General features: G+C 68.9%; 23 protein-coding genes and 1 pseudogene. 16 read left to right on the forward strand and 8 right to left on the reverse strand.

Going from position 1 to position 21,310, the window contains the following annotated elements:
- Positions 1-95: 95 nt before the first annotated feature.
- A complete protein-coding gene (locus OP18_RS54205; protein ID WP_052388487.1) occupies positions 96-1,229 on the reverse strand; it encodes a SigB/SigF/SigG family RNA polymerase sigma factor in 1,134 nt (377 codons plus the stop codon).
- Between the two features lie 257 nt (positions 1,230-1,486).
- On the opposite strand from OP18_RS54205, the gene OP18_RS60105 reads away from it, so the two are divergent.
- Complete coding sequence (locus OP18_RS60105; RefSeq protein WP_033367209.1) at positions 1,487-1,717, forward strand: hypothetical protein; 231 nt, start codon at positions 1,487-1,489, stop codon at positions 1,715-1,717.
- Between the two features lie 99 nt (positions 1,718-1,816).
- Here the strand turns inward: OP18_RS60105 and OP18_RS48445 are convergent, their stop codons facing one another.
- The 4 genes from OP18_RS48445 to OP18_RS54210 form a co-directional block, all read right to left on the reverse strand.
- A complete protein-coding gene (locus OP18_RS48445) occupies positions 1,817-3,289 on the reverse strand; it encodes an alpha,alpha-trehalose-phosphate synthase (UDP-forming) (protein ID WP_081971791.1) in 1,473 nt (490 codons plus the stop codon).
- A gap of 43 nt (positions 3,290-3,332) precedes the next feature.
- Positions 3,333-3,602: an STAS domain-containing protein gene (locus OP18_RS58955; protein WP_162189934.1), complete on the reverse strand. Its 270-nt coding sequence runs from the start codon at positions 3,600-3,602 to the stop codon at positions 3,333-3,335.
- 38 nt (positions 3,603-3,640) lie between these two features.
- Complete coding sequence (locus tag OP18_RS58960; protein ID WP_033367213.1) at positions 3,641-4,276, reverse strand: STAS domain-containing protein; 636 nt, start codon at positions 4,274-4,276, stop codon at positions 3,641-3,643.
- 82 nt (positions 4,277-4,358) lie between these two features.
- The gene (locus OP18_RS54210; RefSeq protein WP_052388488.1) at positions 4,359-4,697 is read right to left on the reverse strand and encodes an STAS domain-containing protein; all 339 of its coding nucleotides are present in this window, start codon (positions 4,695-4,697) and stop codon (positions 4,359-4,361) included.
- Between the two features lie 218 nt (positions 4,698-4,915).
- Between OP18_RS54210 and OP18_RS56485 the strand changes: the two genes are divergently transcribed.
- The 11 genes from OP18_RS56485 (at position 4,916) to OP18_RS48510 (ending at position 14,220) form a co-directional block, all read left to right on the forward strand.
- Positions 4,916-5,311 carry an STAS domain-containing protein gene (locus tag OP18_RS56485; protein ID WP_162189935.1) on the forward strand — a complete coding sequence of 132 codons (396 nt, stop codon included), beginning with the start codon at positions 4,916-4,918 and terminating at the stop codon, positions 5,309-5,311.
- 93 nt (positions 5,312-5,404) lie between these two features.
- Positions 5,405-5,797 (forward strand): STAS domain-containing protein, encoded by a 393-nt coding sequence (locus OP18_RS48465; protein ID WP_033367215.1) that lies wholly within the window; start codon positions 5,405-5,407, stop codon positions 5,795-5,797.
- The gene (locus tag OP18_RS48470) at positions 5,794-6,408 is read left to right on the forward strand and encodes an STAS domain-containing protein (RefSeq protein ID WP_033367218.1); all 615 of its coding nucleotides are present in this window, start codon (positions 5,794-5,796) and stop codon (positions 6,406-6,408) included. Before OP18_RS48465 ends, OP18_RS48470 begins: the two co-directional genes overlap by 4 nt.
- Before the next feature lie 102 nt (positions 6,409-6,510).
- The gene (locus OP18_RS48475; RefSeq protein WP_033367220.1) at positions 6,511-7,185 is read left to right on the forward strand and encodes a response regulator transcription factor; all 675 of its coding nucleotides are present in this window, start codon (positions 6,511-6,513) and stop codon (positions 7,183-7,185) included.
- Positions 7,182-8,537, forward strand: a complete 1,356-nt coding sequence (locus OP18_RS48480) for a sensor histidine kinase (RefSeq protein WP_033367222.1) — start codon at positions 7,182-7,184, stop codon at positions 8,535-8,537. The genes OP18_RS48475 and OP18_RS48480 overlap by 4 nt, the downstream gene beginning before the upstream one ends.
- On the forward strand, positions 8,534-9,106 hold the full coding sequence (locus tag OP18_RS48485; protein ID WP_245635793.1) for a GerMN domain-containing protein: 573 nt from the start codon (positions 8,534-8,536) through the stop codon (positions 9,104-9,106). Before OP18_RS48480 ends, OP18_RS48485 begins: the two co-directional genes overlap by 4 nt.
- Positions 9,107-9,331: 225 nt before the next feature.
- The gene (locus OP18_RS54215; RefSeq protein ID WP_162189936.1) at positions 9,332-10,783 is read left to right on the forward strand and encodes a serine/threonine-protein kinase; all 1,452 of its coding nucleotides are present in this window, start codon (positions 9,332-9,334) and stop codon (positions 10,781-10,783) included.
- A 67-nt stretch (positions 10,784-10,850) separates the two neighbouring features.
- Positions 10,851-11,186 carry an STAS domain-containing protein gene (locus tag OP18_RS48495; protein ID WP_156090321.1) on the forward strand — a complete coding sequence of 112 codons (336 nt, stop codon included), beginning with the start codon at positions 10,851-10,853 and terminating at the stop codon, positions 11,184-11,186.
- 944 nt (positions 11,187-12,130) lie between these two features.
- Positions 12,131-12,433, forward strand: a complete 303-nt coding sequence (locus tag OP18_RS56490; RefSeq protein WP_081971788.1) for a DUF3040 domain-containing protein — start codon at positions 12,131-12,133, stop codon at positions 12,431-12,433.
- 144 nt (positions 12,434-12,577) lie between these two features.
- Positions 12,578-13,072 carry a response regulator gene (locus OP18_RS48505; RefSeq protein ID WP_211273910.1) on the forward strand — a complete coding sequence of 165 codons (495 nt, stop codon included), beginning with the start codon at positions 12,578-12,580 and terminating at the stop codon, positions 13,070-13,072.
- Between the two features lie 221 nt (positions 13,073-13,293).
- A complete protein-coding gene (locus OP18_RS48510; protein ID WP_162189937.1) occupies positions 13,294-14,220 on the forward strand; it encodes a DMT family transporter in 927 nt (308 codons plus the stop codon).
- A gap of 68 nt (positions 14,221-14,288) precedes the next feature.
- On the opposite strand, the gene OP18_RS54220 is transcribed toward OP18_RS48510, so the two are convergent.
- The gene (locus OP18_RS54220; RefSeq protein ID WP_052388491.1) at positions 14,289-15,719 is read right to left on the reverse strand and encodes a serine/threonine-protein kinase; all 1,431 of its coding nucleotides are present in this window, start codon (positions 15,717-15,719) and stop codon (positions 14,289-14,291) included.
- Between the two features lie 50 nt (positions 15,720-15,769).
- The gene (locus tag OP18_RS48520; protein WP_162189938.1) at positions 15,770-16,225 is read right to left on the reverse strand and encodes an STAS domain-containing protein; all 456 of its coding nucleotides are present in this window, start codon (positions 16,223-16,225) and stop codon (positions 15,770-15,772) included.
- Positions 16,226-16,572: 347 nt separating this feature from the next.
- On the opposite strand from OP18_RS48520, the gene OP18_RS56495 reads away from it, so the two are divergent.
- Positions 16,573-16,956 (forward strand): PRC-barrel domain containing protein, encoded by a 384-nt coding sequence (locus OP18_RS56495; RefSeq protein ID WP_156090323.1) that lies wholly within the window; start codon positions 16,573-16,575, stop codon positions 16,954-16,956.
- A gap of 26 nt (positions 16,957-16,982) precedes the next feature.
- Here the strand turns inward: OP18_RS56495 and OP18_RS48530 are convergent, their stop codons facing one another.
- Positions 16,983-17,753 carry a LamG domain-containing protein gene (locus OP18_RS48530; RefSeq protein ID WP_156090324.1) on the reverse strand — a complete coding sequence of 257 codons (771 nt, stop codon included), beginning with the start codon at positions 17,751-17,753 and terminating at the stop codon, positions 16,983-16,985.
- A gap of 159 nt (positions 17,754-17,912) precedes the next feature.
- On the opposite strand from OP18_RS48530, the gene OP18_RS48535 reads away from it, so the two are divergent.
- The 3 genes and pseudogenes from OP18_RS48535 (at position 17,913) to OP18_RS48545 (ending at position 21,044) form a co-directional block, all read left to right on the forward strand.
- A complete protein-coding gene (locus OP18_RS48535) occupies positions 17,913-18,500 on the forward strand; it encodes a TetR/AcrR family transcriptional regulator (protein WP_260710610.1) in 588 nt (195 codons plus the stop codon).
- A gap of 26 nt (positions 18,501-18,526) precedes the next feature.
- Positions 18,527-19,449 (forward strand): annotated as a pseudogene (locus OP18_RS51775) (ABC transporter ATP-binding protein).
- A gap of 35 nt (positions 19,450-19,484) precedes the next feature.
- Positions 19,485-21,044: an ABC transporter permease gene (locus OP18_RS48545; RefSeq protein ID WP_033367232.1), complete on the forward strand. Its 1,560-nt coding sequence runs from the start codon at positions 19,485-19,487 to the stop codon at positions 21,042-21,044.
- Positions 21,045-21,310 lie beyond the last annotated feature (266 nt).

Below are 21,310 nucleotides of genomic sequence, written 5' to 3' on the forward strand. Positions count from 1 at the left end.
ACCAACTACCGGAGACCTCGCCCATTGTCGATCTCCGACACGCACCCAACCACGTCAGGGCAGGTCAAGCACCACGCCCGAGTTCGACACACGACCTAGCCGGGAATCTCCTCCAGCCGCCGGCGTAGCGTCTGCAGCGCCTGGCGCAGGATACGGGACACGTGCATCTGCGACAGGCCGACATGGTCGGCGATCTCGTGCTGGGTCAGGCCGCCGTAATAGCGCAGCGCCAGAATCCGCTGGCTGCGGGCAGGGAGTTGGGCGAGCAGCACCCGCAGCGACTCGCGGTATTCGACATGACCCAGCTGCGGGTCGTTGCCGCCGAGCTGATCGATGATGGTGACGTCGTCGGCGGCGGTGAGCACGTTCAGGGACAGGGGGCGAAAGGAAGAGCCCAGTCCTATGACCTCCGCCACCTGCCGGTCGTTCAGGTCCAGGTGCTCGGCGATGTCCTGCACCCCCGGAGAGCGCCCCAGCGCCGAGGTCAGCTCCTCGCGACTGCGCCGTACCTCCAGCCACAGCTCCTGCAGGTGGCGCGGCACGTGCATCGACCAGACCCGGTCCCGGAAGTGGCGCCTGAGCTCCCCGACAATGGTCGTCGTCGCGTACACCGGGAACTCCGTGCCACGACCGGGGTCGAACCCGTCGACGGCCTTGAGCAGTCCCACACACGCGACCTGCTCCAGGTCTGCGGCCGGTTCGGCGGAGCGGCTGTATCGGTGGGCGAGGCGTTGCGCGGCCGGTATGCACGACCGCACGATCGCGTCTCGCATCCGTGCGCTCGCCGCCGGGTCCAGGTCTCCGGTGTGCAGCCGGGTGAGCTCGCCGGTGACGTCCGCCGGCCAATGCCGACCCGTAAGCCGCAGGCCGTCCAGGTCCACCGGAATCGCGTCGCTGCCGTCGTCGTCGAAGTCCGCCCCGCCGTCGATCCCCAACGCCTTGGCCACGCCGGCAATTTCCAGCACCTGCCGCACGGTGCCGGTGGCGCCGGCGAGCCGCAGGTAGCCGCCGTCATCCTTCGCCCGCTGTCGCAGGTACAGCAGCACCCGTACCGACGCTGCGTCGATCAGCCGGACCTCGGCCACGCCCACGACGATACGATGTCTGCCGCTGTCGAACAGGTCAAACAGCACCTGACGCAGATATGGCACCGACGACGCGTCGATACAACCACCCACCCGCACCATGTCGTGCGTGCCGCGGTTCGAACGGGTGATCGTCAGATTCATGCCATACCTCCGGTACCGGTCGTGTGCCGCGCGGCTACGAGAACCCGCGCTACCCCGTCGCCGGGTGGCAAACACAGTTGGGCACCCTGACTTCATTGATGGATGCAGCCGCCGGACGGGCGGTGGGCCATCAGGACCGAATTTGCGCCGGACGCAGACCTGCCCGACAGGTTGACGTCGCGGCCGCGACATGGAGGGCGTGGATGTCCGACGGCACATTGGCCAGCGATCGAAGTTGACGACCATCCGAAGAGCGAATGGCCGTCGCCTCCGGCGCGGCGACGGACTCGGCGTCGCAGCTGCAGGATGACCAGATCGACAACAGCGACGACGGCAAGCACGATGAACAGCCAGCCGAACATCAGCAGGTCGGCCCGCAGCAGCAACACGGCGAATCCGGCGGAAAGGAGACCGAGGATCGCCATGGCCAGACGCAGGTTGAGCGCGCCGTACCCATTACCCACTGCGCCGCGACGCCCCGCGGCTGACCATCGAGCGGCCTTCCTTCCCCTACCCACATGACTTCGTGCCGCTCCGCGCTCACGCGGAGCGATGCCACGGACTCGCCGCCGTCTGGACAGGTCCGATCAGCGCGTGAGGCCGCTGGGCATAGGCGCCGGAGTCCGGCCGTGGAGCTTCGAGCCGGGTGGTAGTGGATGTGCTGCGGTGTTGTTGAGGGCGTCGAGGTACTGGGCGGCCCACCGGTGGACGTCGTACTCGCGGAGCCGGCGCCGCATTGCACGCATCTTGATCCGCCGGCCATCCGAGTTCCTGGACCCGATCGCGGCGAGGATCGCGGACTTGAAGGTGTCGATGTCGTACGGGTTCACGGTGACCGCTTCGGGCAGGCCGGCGGCGGCGCCGGATCCTTCGCTGAGGAGGAGGGTTCCTGTGCCGTCGGTGCGGCAGGCCAGGTACTCCATGGCATTGATGTTCATGCCGGCCCGCAGCGGTGTGGCGAGCATGACGTCGGCGGCCAGGTAGAGCGCGACGAGTTCCTGTTGCGTGAGTGCCTGGTGTAGGAAGTGCACCGCCGGTCGGGTGATCCAGCTGTACAGGCCGTTGATCTGCGCGACCTTACGCTCGACCCGGGCCCAAGCGTCTGGCCGTTCCGTGCCGTGCTGCCGGCCGGGCACAGCCACCTGGATGAGCAGTGTTGTGGTCGGATCGAGGCGTTCCTCGGCGAGCAGTTCGTGGTAGGCGTCGAGGCGCTGTTCGATGCCTTTCGCCGGGTCGAGGTGGTCGACGGCGAGCAGGACGGTGCGTGGTTCGCCGAGCTCGGCGCGGATCTGGGCTGCCCGGCGCCGGGTCTGCGGGTCCCGGGCCCGCCGCTCGAAGCCGGCGGTGTCGACGGAGACGGGAAAGACGCCGAGCGAGGTTCGCCGTCCGCCGGGGTGGACCACGTCGGCGTCCATCCGGTACTCGCCGGACTCGGTGACCGCCTGGCAGAAGTTGGCGCAGGCCCGCCGGCTCTGGAATCCGACCAGATCCGCGCCGAGGAGCCCACCGAGGATCTCGTCGCGCTGCGGCAGCTTCTCGAACAGTTCGATCGGTGGGAACGGTGTGTGCAGGAAGAACCCGATCAGGAGGTCCGGGCGCAGCACGCGCAGCATCGCGGGCACGAGCTGGAGCTGATAGTCGTGGACCCAGACGGTTGCGCCTGGCGCGGCGATGTTGGCAACTGCGCGGCTGTAGCGGTCGTTGACCCGTCGGTACGCCTGCCGCCAGCGTCGGTCGAACTGGGGCGGCTCCACACCGTCGTGGTAGAGCGGTGCCAGCGACGTCTCGCAGTGTCCGCCGAGGTGATCGGTGGCATCGGTTGCCGGCATCGGCACCGGTTGCACGCTGATCCCGTCCCAGTCGAACGGGCCGAGCTGCCGATCGGTGAGACCGTGCCAGCCGATCCATGTACCGTGCCGGCGCGCGACGATCGGGTGCAGCGCGGCGTTCACGCCGCTGCGGCTCGCCCGCCACCGCACCCGGCCGCTGCCGCCCGGGATCGGATCGACCGGTAGGTACCCGGTAACGACAACGAAGTCGTGCTTCGCGGCAGTGGGCATCAGCTGGGTCAACCCTTTGGCTCGGTGAAGGTCGACAGGGTATTCATCGGCCGTGGTCGCTGAACATCCCCGACGTCTGCAGCGTCCGTTCGACGGCGGCGCTGGCGCTGCGCAGCACCACACTCGTCCCGCCGTTGCGGGCGCTGCGCCGGCACGCGTCGAGCGCGCTGACCGCGGTAGCGTCGATGTAGGTGACGAATTGCAGGTCGATATGCACGGTTGCGGGCCGGTGCTGCTCGACGACGTAGTTGATCGTGTCACACAGCGGCGCGATCGTGGCGTGCTCGATCGTGCCCCGCACGGTGATGACCACCGTGCCGTTGTGTTCGATGCTGGTGCTGACCGAGGCGGTCACAGTGCTTCGACCCGGTCGGACCGTGGTACGCCCGTCGACGGCAGTGACACGTCGACGGTCTGACCGTCGGACAGCGCCTCCGGCAGGGTCTGGCAGGTCCGGAACAGCCGGTCGAGGTTGAGCAGCCGCAGCGAGTAGTGGATCTGCTGGCCCGCTCCGACGAGGCACACGTCGATGCAGAGGCGGCTGGCCTGCACCAGCACGTCCAAGGCGCCGGAATCCAGCCGCGACACCCTGGTCACGTCGACGGCGAGGCGCCGGACCCGCCCGTGCAGGTCGAGGACGAGGTCTCGCAGGCGAGCGTTGATGGCAAGGTCAGGGTTGCCGTTCAGCGTCACGACCACCACGCCGGCGACGTGGGTGACGGTCAGCCGGCGTGACTGGCGCGTGGCGGGCGTCGTGCGTTCGCGCGTCAACGCCTGCTCAACCATCCGCGGCGGTGATGTCCGGGCGCAGCGGCCGCAGGTGTGCGGGCCGGTCGCGAGGTCGTCGCCGGTCCAGCCGTCCTGGCTGAACAGGCTCCACACGACGTCCCAGGTACCCATCGTCGGGGCGAGGTTGGTGACCAGTTGGCCGCATCCGTCGCAGGCGAGGGTGAAGTTGGTGCTGTCGTGGCTGAGCAGCGCAGTCAATCGGGGCCCCTATCGGGTGATGCGGACAAGACCCCACCCTGCTGACGGGGCATGGCAGCCGTCCCGCGAACAGATGACAGTTCTATGACGAACCCGCTGGCGGCCTCGCCGACCCCTCAGTGACCTGCAGGACCCGATCGACCCTGGCCAGCTCTAGGGTGCGCGCAACCTTCGGCGAAAGGCCGCGCAGCGTGAGACGGCCGCCGTCGCTCCAGACCCTGCGGTGCACGTCGAGGAGTACCCCGATGCCGGCGGCGTCGACGTATGCGCAGGCGGTCAGGTCGACGACGAGGTCCGCCGGTCGCAGCGCGGCGGCGTCGTCGAGCAGCGCCCGGACGTGCGGCACCGCACCGGTGTCGAGGGGGTCGGTGACCAGCACCTCCACCAACCGCGTCGCGGGCGTTTGAGCTATCGGCTGCATGACATCTCCCTCCGGGCCATGCGTGCCAGCGTCACCACGGGGTTCGGCGGACAACTCTCAACCCTGTGACAGTTGCGTGACATCTGCCGCTCAGCGGCGCTGTCCCGGCTGCCGCAGCCGGCGCAGGGACGTCATGGAACCGTCACACCGCTGCCGAATCTCCTCCACATGGACAGCGCAGGGTAAGGCAGGTATCGGACATCCGCCCGGGAGGCCACGTGACCACCCCGATCGTTCCGCGCATCCAGGTCGTCGTCACGGGATCGTTGAACACCGCCACACTGACCCACTGGCGGCGTCTGCTCGACGACGCTGTGGCGACCCGCCCGGCACACCTCGTCGTCGACCTCACCGGTTGCACAGACGTCGACCACACCGGAACGGCGCTGCTTGCCGGTGTCCACGAACGGATGTGGGCCATTGGGGGACGGCTCACCCTCCGGGGCATGAATCCCCGGCTGGATCTGGTCCCGCCGCAGGCGCCGACACCTGCGGGCTACCGCCCGAAGCATCGGGTCGCTCAGCGCCGACCGGCAGCACCGGTCGTTGCCCTCGCGCATCGGGATGGGCCCGCCAGCGCGACGCATAGCCGGAAACCGGTCCCCTCCGCCTGATCCGTCGCCGGTGGGCCCGGGCGCACCACACGAACCGACATCCGTTGAAGGAGCCGCATGCCGCCTGCCACATCGACTGGGACGGCTCCCACCGTGGAGATTGCCGTCACCGACGGCCTGGATGCGGACTCGGTACGCCGCAACCTCCGGTTGATCGAGAAGATGATCGCGATGCGGCCCGCGGAACTCATCATCGACCTGACCCGGTGCGGTACCGTCGACCAGGCCGGCGTGGCGCTGCTCACCGACCTGCATCGCACCCTGCGTGACGGCGGCGGGCAGCTCACGCTGCGCGGACTGTCGATGCAGGTGTACCAGGTACTGCGCTCGGAGCGGCTGGAGGAGGTCCTCCAGTCCGCGGACCGGCCATCCGGATACCGGCCACGACACCGCAGCGCACGGCAACGCTCCAGGCAGATGGCCAGCGATCAGCAAAGCGAAGACCTGCGGTGGTGGCGGGCTCCCACGACGGAAGCCGTGCTGTGACGGCGCTGCTGAGCCTGGACGGCACCGACTTCAGCCTCGTGTGTGACGAATGCGGTCATCTGATCCCCCACCTTGCAGGGGCGATGCGCGACTGGGACGTCGTGTGGAGCCTGTTCACCTTGGATGGTTGGCATGGCACACCGCACGCGGTAGGACCGCATGCCTGCGGCAGATGTGTGGCGTCCCCCCGCCGCACCGGCGCCATCAGTGCGACGCTGCAACCGCAATACGGCCTCGCCGGTGCAACCGGTAGCCGGATCACCCTCCAGGTGCTGTCGGATGACGTGGCTGTCGTGCATCTCAACGGTGGGCTTGGCCTTCTGGACAACGTCGAGATGCACGCTGTGCTGCAGGACGGACCCGTGGTCGGCCGGCACCTGCTGCTCGACCTGAGTCTGCTGCGCATCGTCGACACGGCAACGCTCGACGTGCTCATGCAGGCGCGTGAGCGAGGGCTCGCCAGCGGCCGGCGAATTTGCATTGTGGGCGCGTCAGGGTCCGCGTTGAACGCACTGCGCCTGCTCTGCCTTGAACGCTTCTTCCCGACCTTCGTCGACTATGTCGCGGCGCTGGACTGGCTGCGGCGTCGAGGACCGGATCAGGCTGTGTGAACCGTTCGGCCGTGCCGGAGGTCCCGGCGCCAGCGAGGTGACAACGTGCAGATTCGGTGCTCCGCCGAAATTGCGCACGGATCGGGAGGGCATGATGCGGTGATGGCAGGTGTACTGGTGATCGAGGACGACGACCGGATCCGGTTGTCGCTGGTCCTCGCCCTCGAGGATGAGGGATATACGGTTCGTGGCGCGGCGAGTGCGGAAGAGGGCCTTGAGGCGCAGCGGACCGAGCCCGCCGACACCGTCCTGGTCGACCTGATGCTGCCGGGCATGGACGGTTTCGACTGTGTGCGGGAGATGCGTCGCCACGACGACGTGCCGATCGTGGTGGTCAGCGCCCGCGACGACACCCACGACATCGTCGCCGCACTCGAGGCCGGCGCCGACGACTACCTCGTCAAGCCCGTCGCCGTCAAGGAGCTCTCGGCGCGGTTGCGGGCACTGCGGCGCCGTGCTCGTGCGGTCCCAGCGGTGATGCCGAAGCTGGTGTTCGGCGAGCTGGAGATCGTGCCCGATGCAGGGGAGGTGCGGTTGCAGGGTGAGCCGGTGGCGGTGACCCACACCGAGTTCCGGTTGTTGTGTGAGCTCGCGGAGCATCCCGGGTTGGTGCTGTCGCGGCAGCAGTTGCTGCAGCGGGTGTGGGAGTACGAGATCGGCGACGAGCGGCTCGTTGACGTGCATGTGGGCCGGCTGCGGCAGAAGATCGAGCTTGACCCGCGGGTGCCGCAGCGGCTCGTCACGGTCCGTGGCATGGGCTACAAGTTGCAGCGATGAGACGGGCCGGGCTGCGCACACGGGTCGTCGGTGGGTTCGCCGTCGGCGCCTTGCTCCTGTCGGCGTCGATGGCGTTCGCGACGTACCAGGCCACCCGCAGCTCACTGCTGGAGGGACGCGAACGGGTGTCGGTGCGTACAGTCTCCTACGATGCACGGATCCTGCGCGAGGGCGTGCTCACGGACCAGGTCGACGTCGCGGACCTGCTGCGCTCCCTGGACACCGGCGGGAACCGGCGGGCGATACTGTACCGCGACGGTAGCTGGTTCGGCCGTGCCGCAGACGATGGCACTACCGAGGCGGTGCCGCAGAGCCTGCAACGCCTTGTCCGGCAGGGGCAGGCGGGCAAGCAGCTCGTGCGGGTCAACGGCGTCCCCGCGCTCGTCGTCGGTGTCCCACTGACGAACACGGCCGCGCTGTACGAGGTGGACCTGTACCGGGAGCTGGACCAGACGCTGCGGACGTTGAGCTGGGTGTTGACGATCGTGGCCGCGCTCACCGCCGTCGCCGGGGCAGGTCTCGGCTGGTACGCCGCCCGCTACGTCGCCCGCCCGCTGCGTTCGGTGGCCGGCGTGGCCCAGGAGATCGCCGCCGGCGACCTGTCGACCCGACTCGACCCGGCCGTGGAGCCCGACCTCGTCCAGCTCACCACCTCGTTCAACGACATGGTCGACCGGCTGGCGAAACGCCTGGAGCAGGACCGCCGGTTCGCCGCGGACGTCAGCCACGAACTCCGCTCGCCCTTGCAGACCCTGGCCGCGTCGGCCAGTGTGCTGGCCCGCCGGCGGGATCATCTCGACCAGCGCACGGGGCTGGCGATCGGGTTGATCCTCGAGGAGGTCGACCGGTTCCAGTCCCTCGTCGACGACCTGCTCGAACTGGCGAAAAGCGATCAGCCGGTCCAACGCGACGACGTCGACGTCATGGAGGTCGCCCGCCGGACCTGCCGCACCCGGCGACTACCGGCAGACCTTGTCACCGCGGTCGACGACACGTCGACCCGGTGGCTGGTGGACGGCCGCCGTATCGAGCAGATCATCGGCAACCTGCTGGACAATGCGGCCAGGTACGGGGGAGGGGCCACCGCGGTGCGGGTCGGGACATGCGCCGACCATTGGTTCATCGAGGTCGACGACGAAGGCCCCGGCGTGAGCCCGGAGGACAAGGCGACGATCTTCGACCGGTTCGTGCGCGGTCGCGCTGCCCGCGCCCGCACCGACGACGACGGTGCCGGTCTCGGGCTGGCGCTCGTCGCCCAGCACGCCGCAGCGCATGACGGCCGGGCGGTCGTGCTGGACCGGCCGGGCGGCGGCGCCCGATTCAGAGTCGAATTGCGCAGGGAGTCGCCGTGACCAAGCGGATCGGCAGTGTTGTCGCCGCACTGGTGCTGATGTGGGTGGCAGCAGGGTGCGGTGTGCCGACGGAGAACAGTCCTCGACCGATTCCCGCCGGTAGTCGGCCGAGCCCTCCGTCCACGATGCAGACGGCCAGTCCGGCGAACGGTGTGCCGGTCGAGCTGCTATGTCTGGTGCGGGATGCCGGCCTCGTCGCGGTACACCGACCGGCGGAGCGGATGCCGGCGATCGACGAGCAGCTGCGGCATCTGTTGTCCGGCCCGACCGCGACCGAGCGGGAGGCCGGATACACCAGTGCGTTGACGGGCATCACTGTCACCGGCATGGTCGAACTCCGCGCCGGTGACGCGACAGTGGAAATTGGTAGCCGTTCAGACGGGGTCGGGCGCAGCGACGAGGTCCTCGCCTACGGGCAGATCGTGTGCACGCTCACCAGCCGCGCCGACGTCGACACCGTGTCGTTCCTGCACGACGGGCAGCCGCTGCGGGTTCCCCGCGCGGACGCCTCCCTGTCAGACGGCCGCCTGACCGGCGCCGACTACGCCAACCTCGTGCTGCCCACCTGACCGCTGCAACGTGACCGGGGCGGTGGTGGGACGCCGGGGGAACGCCCCACCACCGCGTCTACGGGACATGCGCAGGACCCGGCCAGAGCCAGGAACTTGGCTGATGGTTCACCCTTCCCCGACCGTGTGAAGGCGCTCCCGCAGGACCATGACAGTTCCATGACACTCGCCTCGTCGTACAACTGTCATGTCTTCGCGGGCTGTCCGCCATGCCCCGTGGCGAGGATGGCAGCACCGGCGCCACGCGGCACCGAACCACGGGACGGACGTCTGGGAGGTGTTGCGATCATGTCGACGGTTGGCGGACGGTACCGGCTGATGACCGAGGTAGGTACCGGTGGCATGGCATCCGTGTGGCGCGCCGTCGACGCCCGGCTCGATCGGACCGTTGCGGTGAAGCTGCTGCGCCCCGACCTGGCGGAGTCGCCGCGGGCCCGTGAACGGGCCGAAATCGAAGCCCGCGCCGCCGCCCGCCTTGTCCATCCGAACATCGCCGTCATCCACGACGCGGGACATATACGGCGGGGGCTGCGCGGACGGGTGCCGTATCTGGTCATGGAGTTCGTCGACGGTGAGACCCTCTGCCAGCGGTTGAGCGCGCAGGGCTCGATGCCATGGCAGCGGGCCGCGCGGATCACGGTCCAGATCGCCGACGCGCTTGCAGCGGCGCACCTGCACCGCGTTGTGCACCGCGACATCAAACCCGGCAACATCATCCTTACCCCGTCCCGGGTGAAGGTCGTCGACTTCGGGCTCGCCGCGTTCGTCGGGGTGCTGCCGGCCGGTCCGGCAGGGGTGCTGCTGGGCACGCCGGAATACATGGCACCGGAACAGATCCGGGGCGAACCGGTGACTGCCGCCGCCGACGTCTACGCGCTCGGTCTCGTGCTGCTGCAGATGCTGACCGGCTCGTTGCCGTGGACCGCAGCCGACCGGCACGGCCTGCTGCAGCAGCGGCGCCGATTCCCGCACGTCCGGATGCCGCCGGTGGCAGGTGTGCCGGCGGCGATCGTGGCGCTGTGCGAGCAGTGCCTGTCAGAGGACCCGCAGTGGCGGCCGTCCAGCCGGCACATCGCCCGCGTGGTCCGCGAGACGCTGGCCGAACATGACCCAGACCCGGAGACCGTCGACGTCAGCGTGCCGATGACGGTCCACCGGGCAGCCCGGTCGGTCGCAACGGCGCCCGCGTCGTGGGCACTGCCGACCCGGCAGCGCCTGCGTCGACCGAGCCGCCGGACGGTCGCGACAGCGATCGCCATCCTCGCGGCGATTGTGGGCTGGATCCATCCGGTCGGCAGCCCCTTGACCGCTTCGGCGAGCGATCCGCCCACCGGCTCCGGCGTGTGTGCCATCCGGTACACCAGCCACCGCAGCAGCGCGACCTTCACGGCGGATCTGGCGATCCGCGGCCGCACGCAGAAGCCCTGGCGCCTGCAGTTCACAGCTCCCGCAGGACAGCACGTCACCGCCGTCACGGCCGTGGCGTGGTCCCAGACCGGCGCGCAGGTGGCACTCACCGGCACCGAGCCGCTGGCTTCCGGCCAGCTCGTGGCTGTCACGCTGACCGGCGAGCTGCAGCAGATCGACGCGCCCCCGCCCGGTGACTTCGCTGTCAACGGCGTCATCTGTGAACGTTCCGTCGCCGTGTTCGCCGTGGCCCAACCGGACACGGCATGACCCGGGTCCATAACCGCACCTGACCGGACGGGACTTGGCCATGGATCGGAGAGACACCATGCAGTCAGTGCGGCTCGACGCTGTCGTCACCAGTCCCCGCGACGTGGGACACCTGGCGCTGTACATCACGATGCTCAGTGGCTCGTTGGCCCGACAGCCGATCCATCTGCACGTCGACCTCGCCCGGTGCCCGTCCGTGGAACTGGGCGGCGTCGACCTGCTCGTCGAACTTCACCGCCGGCTGGCCGCAGGCGGAGGGCGGTTGATTCTCCTGCGACCGTCAGCCCGGGTGCGACGCCTGCTGCAACTGTCGGCAGCGGACGCGGTGCCTGACATCAGCGACGCAGGGCTGACCGCGCACGGTCCCGCCTGGGACCTTCAGAATGAGGCACATCCCGGGTGACAAGACGTAGCCCGACCAGTAGGCGTTCGCCGAGGCCCGTCGGCGGCCCGAGATCCTCGCGGCGTGGACGCCCGCGCAGAGGGAACTGACGTCTGCGGTGCCGCGCCAGCCGCCGGATCTGACGAGTCGGTGCTCTGCATGGCGTCGTTCACCCGCGGTCAGCGCTCGCTCGGCAGGGCCCGGGCGGGAAATGCGGACCGGGCGAGACGAGCTGAGACCGTCGTACGATCGTCACGTTCTCGAAGATCGGCCGCCATCGCTTCCGGTGAGGATAGCAAGCACGGGACGGAGCGACGGAAGTTGCCGATCGCCGCCTGTGACCGGGAGGGCGGGGTCTGCATGACGGTGTTGTACACGCAGGACGGCACGGACTTCAGTTTGGTGTGCGACGGATGCGGCCTGGTCGTCGAACATCTCGGCGCCAGTATGCACACCTGGACCCTCGCCTGGAGTTTGTTCACTCGGCACGGCTGGATCGGCGCATGTACGAGCAGCGGCCCCCACGGGTGCGCTCGGTGCATGGTTCGGGCGCGACGCGAGGCGATGGGCGACGAGGAACCAGACCGGATTTCGTCAGTGGACGAACATCGCTCGCCCGCTCAGCCTTCTGGCGGGCGCAGGAGCGTGGCACTGGTGCCGGCCACTTTGGGGACATCGTTCGCGTGATGACCGTTGACGCGTGCCTGGCCCTGCCGCGGTGGTTGTCACCGCTGCTGGACGGATGACGTCGACGTTTGCGGCCAGGAAACCCGGCCGAGATGGCTCTCGGCTTTGCGCCGTGGCTCACCCATCGAGACCTCTTGTGGGTGGAGGTTGTGATGCGGTCACGCGATGATGAACCTGGGCTGGAGAACGTGCTAATTATTGTAACTGTGCAATAATTGCATGATGTCCGTGTTTGGAGATGTTCCTCATAATGCCGAGCCGCAACGGCCGTTGGTGCGATGAGCGGCGGGTCACCGCCAGATGATCGGGAGCGCCTGGCGCAGATCGAGTGGTCGCTGCGGAACGACGATCCGGAATTCGTCGAAGCGTTCAGCCAGTTGCGGCCACGTGCCCCCCGAGAGTGCCGACGTCGGCAGATGCGGCAGCGCGTCACGGCCGCCGGTCTGGTGATCGCACTTGTGCTGACGCTCTGGACGGTGCTGGGCTGGGTCGTCGCAGCGTTGCTGACGTTGAAGATCGTCGCGGCAGTGGTACTGCTGTCTGGTGACTTCGAGATCGATGCCGACGGCGCGTCGATCTGATCCCCGCTGCCGGGTCCGGCGGGCCGCGGTGCGCCGTGGGGCGCTCCGGAGCCTGATGGATTCCGGTGAGGCGGTGCTCTATGCTGGTAACCAAGGTTTGTATTTGTGCAAGTGTCCGCTTCTGCAGGGATCGGGAGCGTCGGTGTGCCGGGAAGTCTGGTCGGCGCCGGCTTCAACCTGCACACCGAAGGAACGGACATGACTGGCGGACCGCTGGAGCCGGCACACATCCTGCTGGTCGAGGACGATGCCGGCGACGTCGCACTCACCCTCGACGAATTGCAGGAAGCACGTCTCGGCAACCGGATCACCGTTCTCGGCAACGGTTTACACGCCATCGACTACCTTGAGCGGCGTGGGCCCTACCGGGATGCCACAACCCCGGACATACTGCTGTTGGATCTCCGCCTTCCGGGCGTGGACGGCCGGGTTGTGCTCGACCGCGTGCGGATCAACCCCGGGCTCGCGAACCTCACGGTCGTCGTGCTCACCGCGTCCCGGGTGGAGGAGCAGATCCTGCGCGACTTCGGTGTGCCGGCCCAGTTCTACCTCCAGAAACCCGTCGACTTCCGTCAGCTGGTCGCGCTCATCCGCAGCATCGACGGACTCGGCCTCGCCGTCCACCGCGAGAGGCCCTGACGAGCACTCCGTGTGATCCACATGCCTCGCAGCGGTGACGGACTACGACCATGGCCCGATCCGGCCGATCGCCATGCTGACGCCCTCCGCGGGAACACCGTCCTGGCCACGGTCGGCGCCAAGATCGTTGCCCGCCGGGCGCGTCGAGCGGGCGCGGGATTGGTAGGCGGTCGCATATGGCAGAGGGCGGCGCGTCAAAACGGGCACAATTGTCGACATATGTGCTGCTGGCAGCCGGGATGGCGCTGTTCGGCAGCGCGACCCCGATCAGTAAGGTTGTCGGCGAGGCGTTTCCGTCGATGCTTGCTTCCGAGCTGCGGATGGCGACCGCTGCAGCGGTGCTGTTACCCGCCCTTGCAGTGCGGTGTGCCACGTCCCAGCAGGGACGACCCCAGCTTGGCGGACGCGATTGGGTGCTCGTGGCTGGCATCGCGGTGATCGGCACGTTCGGGTTCACGCTGCTGCTGTTCTACGGCATGCAGCACGCGCCAGGCGCGGCCGGAGCGATCGTCATGGCGAGCACGCCGGCGGTCACCGCGATCGGGGCGGTGCTGTTTCTGCACGACAAGCTGACGACCTGGAAGCTCGCAGGACTGGGGCTGGCCGTCGCCGGGGTCGCCGCGGTCAATCTGGGTGGCCCCTCCGGCGGGTCTGGCGACGAGCTGCTGCTTGGAAGCCTGCTGGTGTTCGGCGCGGTGTGCTGCGAGGCGACGTACACACTGCTGGGCAAGCGGCTGACCGCTGACCTGTCACCGCTGGCGGTCGCGGTGTGGGCAGCCGTCGGTGCGGCGGTGCTCTTCGCGCCGTTCGCGGTGTGGCAGGCGGTTCGGTTCGCGTGGTCGGGGCCGGGCTGGACCGACTGGCTCGCGCTGCTGTGGTGGGGCGCCGGCACGATGGGACTCGGGTCGGTGCTGTGGTTCCGCGGCATGATGCGGGTGTCGGGCACAACGGCGTCAGGTTTCATGGCGGTGATGCCGCTCAGCGCTCTGCTGCTGTCGTATCTGCTGCTTGGTGAGGCGTTCGCGTGGATACACGTCGTGGGGATGGCCGCTGTCGTGACTGGGATCGCCGCGGTCGCCTACGGCGACGTCCGGCAGACCCGCGACGCACGAACTGCGACGAGGTCGACGTCAAGCAGGCCGGCGTGATGGCCACGACGGACCGGCGCTCATCGGACCGTCCTTGGCGCCTACGGCGTAGCCTGGGGCGACGGTCGCTACAGACCGTCGGCTGGAGGGTTCCCCGCCGGCCGGGGCGGCCCGGTGGCGTAGACGGTAACTGCGTATCGGCAGGTGACGCCGTTGAGATGAAAGGCGGTCGGGCCGGCAGCGTCCGATTGGGTGAGCTCGCCCGTGAGCGTGAACATCGTGGCCGCCGCGGTGTTTCCGTCCGTTGCGGCACTGGTCAGGGTGAGGTGGCGGTCGTCCTGGGTCCAGTCGACCCTGGACGCGGCGGTCACGTGCTGCCCGGGTGGGAGAAGCAGCCTGAGCGCCCAGCCCGCCGCAGCCGGGGCGCGCAGCGTCAGCTCTGCCCTGAACGCGTCTGTGGTGCGGTGTGCGATGTATCGCACGGTGCATCCGCTGTCGCCGATGGCGGCTTCGGATTGCCCGGCCGGGTGCAGTCCGTCGGGTGCGGTCCACGGAGGGTGCACGAGCAAGGCGAGACCGGCCAGTGCGGCTCCCGCCGCGAGGAGCCTTCGCGTGCCAGGCCGCCTCGGTGCGGCTTCAGGCGGTGGTGGTGCTGCGGCCCGTGGGGTGACGGTCGGCGAGCTGCTGGCTGGGGGCAGTGCAGTGGCTGTTCGTGCGGACTGGTCGGGGTCGTGCCTCATCAGCGCGGCGCGGAGCACGTCGGCGGCCTGCCGGCTGGTGGGGCGATGTTCAGGCTGGTTGGACAGGCACCGGTCGCACAGGGCGATCACGTCGCCGGGCACGCCGGATGTCGGTGGCATCCGGATGACCGGCGTGGACTGACGGATGCGGATGGTGCCGCGTCGGGTTGTCGCGTGCCATGGCAGGGAGCCGGTCAGGAGCCGGTACAGCACCATCCCGAGGGCGTAGACGTCGCCGGCTGCGGTGACCGGCTCGCCGCGCAGCTGTTCCGGCGCCATGTACTCGGGCGTGCCGAGCCGGATGCGCGTCGATGTGGCAGGTATCGGCAGGAGCGCGGCAAGACCGAAGTCGACGACCTTCACCACGTCCCGGTTGAGCATGACGTTGTCCGGTTTCACGTCGCGGTGCACGACACCGCGCTCATGCGCTGCGGCGAGGGCGGCGGCGATCTGGCCGCAGATTCTCGTCGCCGTTGTCCAGTGCATCGGTTGGACTCCGCGCAGCCGGGTCTGCAGGCTGTGACCTTCGACGAACTCCATGACAAGGAACGGCAGCCGGTTGCGCAGCCCGCTGCGGACGCGGCCCGTGTCGAAGACCGCGGCGATGTTGGGATGGGTGAGCCGGGCGACGGCCTGCGCCTCAATGGTGACCCGTTGCTGCGTCTGCACCGACCCGGCCAGGTGGGATGCCGGTAGCTTGACCGCGACGATGCGCTGCAGCCGCAGGTCGTAGCCGCGCCAGACAGTGGCCATCCCACCGGAGCCGACCGGCTCGTCGAGCCGGTACCGTCCGCCGAGGGTGTGGGGCTTCACGGTCACCTCCGATGTGTCGCGGCAACGGCACGGAGCTTTGTGGCAGGCGGCGGGAGTCAGCCGGAGGAGGCCGGTTCCCACCAGCGGACCTCTTCGGCCGGCGAGGTGCGGTGGCTGTCGTCCGGCGAGGATGCCGGTGCGCGGCGGGTGGCGCGGTGCTGGGGCTGGTAGCCGGGCGGGGCTGACGCGGTGTGCAGGACGCGGTCGACCCGGGCGATCTCCAGCAGCCGGTAGAGGCGCGCTGACATGCCACGCAGGGTGAGCCGTCCACCGTCGGCCCAGACGCGGCGATGCACGTCGACCAGCAGGTCGATGCCGGCGGCGTCGAGGCGTGGACAGCCGGTGAGGTCGACGATCAGGTGGGAGGGGTGCAACGCCACGGCGTCGTCGAGGACTGGGCGCAGCCGCAGCGCCACCTGCGTGTCCAGTGCCTCGGTCACGAGGACTTCCACCTGGGGCACGGTGGGTGCTTCGACGATGGTGTGCATGGTGCCTCCCGGCGTCGGGGTCATGGTTGGCTGCTTCCAGGCTTCGCCGGTGGTGTGGTGACCGTTCGACAGGCACATGACAGTTGCGTGACGCCGGCAATGTCACGCCGACGACGCATGGTCATGTGGCGATGCCGTCGTCGAATCGTCATACGCTCGCAGATGGCCTGCCATGTGCGGCGGCAAGGCTGATGGAACAGCGGTCGGTGCAGCGGGAGACTGTCCCGCGTATGGAGTCAGCGGGGTCTTTCGAGTCGTGGTCGTCGCTGCATCGGCCGTCATCGGTGGCCGGGTATGGAATCGGCACTTCGACGATGAGCGGGGTGTCACCCGTGTGCCGCGCCCACGAAGCAACCACGAAGGAGTTGGCGATGTTGGCAAACCCGTATGAGGTGTGGCAGTGGCGTGACGGCTTTGACACCGCCATCACGACTGGCACCCAGGACTTCACCGGGTTCACGGTGGAGGCGACCGACGGCTGTGTCGGTGTGGTGGACCAGTCGAGCTCGGCGCTAGGCACCACGTGCCTGGTGGTCGACAACGAGCAATGGATCGCCGGCCGCAAGATGCTGCTGCCGGCGGGGACCGTGGCCGCCGTCGACACCGCCGCTCAGCTGATCCGGCTCAACCGCAGTAAGGCTCAGGTCGAGGCTTCTCCGGAATACGATCCCGACACCTTTGCCCGCCCGCACTACCTGGACATGGTGGCCCATCACTTCGCGGGCACCTACAACGGTGCCGACGTGCCGCAGTAGCACAAGGCGAGCGCCGGACCCGGCGGTCAGCCGATGGAGATCCAGACGAAGTCGAGCACCCCATGGAACTGGCGGTTGTGCTGACGGCTACCCGTCGCCCCGATGGTGAGCGCCGCGCGGTTGACGATCGACAGGTGAGCCGGTAGGGGAGCGGTGCCACGAACCAGGTCGTCGACGATGACCTGCAGCATGTCGGAGAACCGGTGGCACTGCAGGCGGTGCCACCGGCCGTCGGCGATGTTCACGCCCTCGGCGACGGCGTGGATGGCTCGGCCTTGCGGTCCGGCGATGACGCAGTGCGGGGTTGCACCGATGCCTTCGAGTCGAAGTTCGTACCGGGCACCGGTGCCGCGGGCGCCCTTGTGCAGCAGCGTCTGTGTCGGCGTCTGCGGTTCGGTCAGCCGGATGCTTGCGCCGTACCGCAGTGCTGCGGTGTACGGGTTGAGTGCCGCGGTGCTGTCGGTGCTGAGCACGGCGCGTGGGCAGGGCGCCGTGCTGCATCGCGGCGGAAACCGCACCGCCCGGCCGCTGTCGTGCGCAACCAGCACGAGCCGTCCACCGTCGGCGGCGATCGGGCGTAGCGCGTGGCCGAGGCCGCTCTCGTCCACCGCTCCACCGTTGACGAGCTGCTGGTCGAAGGAGTACCTGGCGACGACCCGCTCACCGGTCGATGTGCCGTTCGCCGTGGCCGGCTGACCGGCGACAAGGATTGCGGCGGCGGCGGCCAGTACACCGATGCGGATGGCCCGCTGTCGGACGAGGAGACGACCGTAAGTATTGCGCGTCCGTCGTGGCATCGTCTCATGGTCCCAAATTCCGCCTTTGCTCCGTATTGCGTGCAGGGGATTCCTTCGAACGGGTGCGGCATCGGTTGCCGCTGACTGAACAAATGTTTAATATGCTGTACATGCGTTCAATGGCTGACGAGGGCGATCGATCTCACCGGGAGGGCGAACATCCGCAACGCCGCGCTGCGGCTGTTCGCCGAGCATGGGCACGACGCCGTCACGGTGCGGGAGATTGCTACGGCGGCCGGCGTGTCGCCCGCGTTGGTGGTCCACCATTTCGGCAGTAAGGACGGCCTGCGGGCCGCGGTGGACAGCCACGCTGCGCAGGCATTCGATGCGCTGTTCGCGATGGACGAGGGAGAATTGGCTGAGGCGCTGACCGCAGGTGGCGGAGCGTCCCTCGCCGAGATGTTCGCCCGTGCGTTCCCGCCGGGCTCGCCGCTGCCCGCCTATCTGCGCCGGCTGTTGCTCGTCAACGACCCGGCGGGCGCGGCGCTGTTCGGCCGCTGGTACGCCCTCACCCGCCGGCTCCTGGACTCAATGACGGAGATCGGCGTCGCCCGCCCCGCTGAGTCGCCGGCGGTACGGGCGGCGTTCCTGCTGGTCAACGACCTCGCACTGATCCTGCTGCGCAATCAGGTCGCGGCCGCGATCGGTGTGGATCCACTCACACCGGACGGCATCGCCCGTTGGGCCGCAGAAGCCACCGACGTCTACACCCATGGCGCGTTCGTATCCGGGGAGGAGCCCTCGTGAAACAGCAGCCCAGCCACATCATCCACATGCGGCAAGTCATCAAGACGTTCGGCAACGCCCGCGCGCTGGACGGCTTGGACCTGACGGTAGGCCCCGGCGAGGTGCACGGCTTCCTCGGCCCGAACGGGGCGGGCAAGTCACCGCCATCCGGATCCTGCTCGGGCTGATCCGGACCACACGCGGTCACGTCGAGCTGTTCGGCGCAGACCCGTGGCGAGCGGCGGCTGTCCTGCACGGGCGCGTGGCGTATGTCGCTGGCGACGTCGCTCTGTGGCCGGCACTGACTGGTGGGCAGTGCCTCGACGTCATCGGCGCGACGCACCGCCGGGTCCATGAGCGGCGCCGGGATCAGCTCACGCAGCGGTTCGAGCTCGACCCGACGAAACGGATCAGGGACTACTCCAAAGGCAACCGGCAGAAGGTTGCCCTGGTCGCGGCGCTGCCCGCCGACGCGGACCTGCTCATCCTCGATGAACCGACCTCTGGGCTCGATCCGCTCATGGAGCAGGTCTTCCAGCAGTGCGTGCGTGAGCGACGCGACGACGGCGTCACCGTGCTGCTGTCCAGCCACATTCTCAGCGAGGTCGAAGCTCTCGCGGACCGGGTGAGCATCATCCGCCGGGGCCGCACCGTGGCCACCGGCAGCCTCGCCGACCTGCGCCGTCGCATGCGGACCGTGGTGCACGCGGTCACAGTCGAGGCGCCAGAAGGGCTGAGCGGCGCGCAGGGGGTGGCCGATTGCGTCTGCGAGCGACTGGACGGGCACGTCGACAGCAGGTTCACGATCGACGCTGACCACCTGGATGCAGTGATCGGGCGATTGCACGCCGCGCGGATCCGGACCCTCACCGTCACCCCGCCAAGCCTCGACGTGCTGTTCCTGCATACGTACGGGGAGCCGCGCGATCCGCAGGCGACCGGCGCGGCACATACCGGGGGCGCGCGATGAACGCCCGGTCGCGGCCGGCCGGCCAGCTGCGCACGATGATCGGAATCGTCTGGCGCACCCACCGCCGTGGGGTACTGGTCTGGATATCCGCCCTTGCGGCGAGCATGATCGCAACGGCGGCCGCGCTCGCCGAGCTCTACGACACCCCAGCTGAAATCCACACCTATGCCGAGGCGGTGACCTCCGGCGGCGCACTCGTCGCGATCAACGGACGGGTCGAGGGTGTCGACAGTCTGGGTGGGATGATCCAGGACGAGTTCGGGTTCCTGGCCTCGTTCCTGCTGCCGTTGCTCGGCATCAGCCTGATTGCCGGGTCGACACGGCGGGAAGAGGAGTCAGGCCGGCTGGAGACCATCCTCGGCGGCCGGATCGCCCGGCACCAGCCGGTCCTGGCCGCCCTCACCGTCGCCACCGCGGCGATCCTCACCGCGTCAGTCCTGTTCGCCGCAGGTCTGACAGTGGTCGGGGTTCCGGCACCCGGCGCGATCCTCTACAGCGGTGCGCTCGGTGCGCTGGCCTTTGTGTTCGCTGGCTGCGCGGCGCTGGTGGCGCAGCTCGTGTTGCACGGCCGCGGTGTCTACATGTGGAGTCTACTGGCACTCGTGGCAGCGTATGTGCTGCGCGGGGTCGGCGACGTGACCGGCAGCTGGGTGAGCTGGCTGTCCCCGCTGGGATGGGCGGAGAAGACCGCGCCGTTCGGCGACCAACGCTGGTGGGTGCTCGCCGTACCGGTCGTCGCCGGCATGCTCGCGGCGGGTGCGGCCGTGTGGCTGGCCGCCCGCCGCGACGTCGGCAGTGCGCTCCTGCGCGGCCGTGCTGGCCCGCCCCGGGCGAACGGCCTGCTGCGGCGACCGCTCGGCTTCGCGTGTTGGGTCCATCGCCCGCCGACTGTGGGCTGGCTGGCGGGTGGAATTCTACTCACCCTGCTGATGGGCTCGCTGGCCCAGCAGTTTCTCGACGCGGTGGCCGGCAACGCTGCCCTCGGCGACGCCATGGGCATCGGTGGCGCCCGGCCGTTGGACGGGTTCATTGCCACGACCCACCTCTACCTTGCCGTCATCGGCGCAGGGTACGTCGTTCAGGCGATCGGTACGCTGCGCACTGAGGAGGTGGAGGGCCGGCTGGAGACCCAACTGGCTGGCACGGTGTCCCGTCGCCGTTGGCTGACCGCACACATCGTCGTGGTCACCGCTGGGCTGGCGCTCATCATGACCGGCTCCTCGGCGGTTCTCGCGTTGTCGACCGCGTGGTCGGTCGCAGACACCGACCACATCGGCACCGTCATGCGCGCCGGTCTGGATTACCTGCCCGCGGAACTGGTGTTCGCCGGTCTTGCGCTCGCTGTGTTCGGCCTATGGCCGCGCAGCTTCCGGTCTGCGTGGGCCGCCTATGCCGCAGCAACCTTCGTCGCACTGCTCGGCCCCGGCCTGAAACTCGCGCCGTGGTTGCTCGACCTCACTCCCACCACGCACGTCGGCAACCCGCCGCTGGCAGCCGCCGACACAGGCAACCTGGCCGCGCTGGGCATTGTCGCCGTCGGACTTGTCCTGCTCGGATGTGTCGCCTTCGACCGTCGGGATGTTCCACACCCCTGATGCCGACGTCTCGGCGCGCCGTAGCGGATCAATGGCCGCCGTGTTGTTCGTCGGCCTAGGCCGTGTTTGGTAAGTGGTTGTGGATTGCTGGCCGCTCGTCGGTGTGGCGGTGATCGTGAAAAGGCGAGGTCTCCGGTAGTTGGTGGTTCGACCAAGAAGCACCAAGTCCGGAGACCTCGTGGACACCATAGCGGTGACGAGGCGGCATGACCTGACCGACGCGCAGTGGGCGGCGCTGGCCGCGGTGTTGCCTGCGGTGTCGGTGC

Source organism: Dactylosporangium aurantiacum, assembly GCF_000716715.1.
In the GTDB taxonomy this organism is placed as follows: domain Bacteria; phylum Actinomycetota; class Actinomycetes; order Mycobacteriales; family Micromonosporaceae; genus Dactylosporangium; species Dactylosporangium aurantiacum.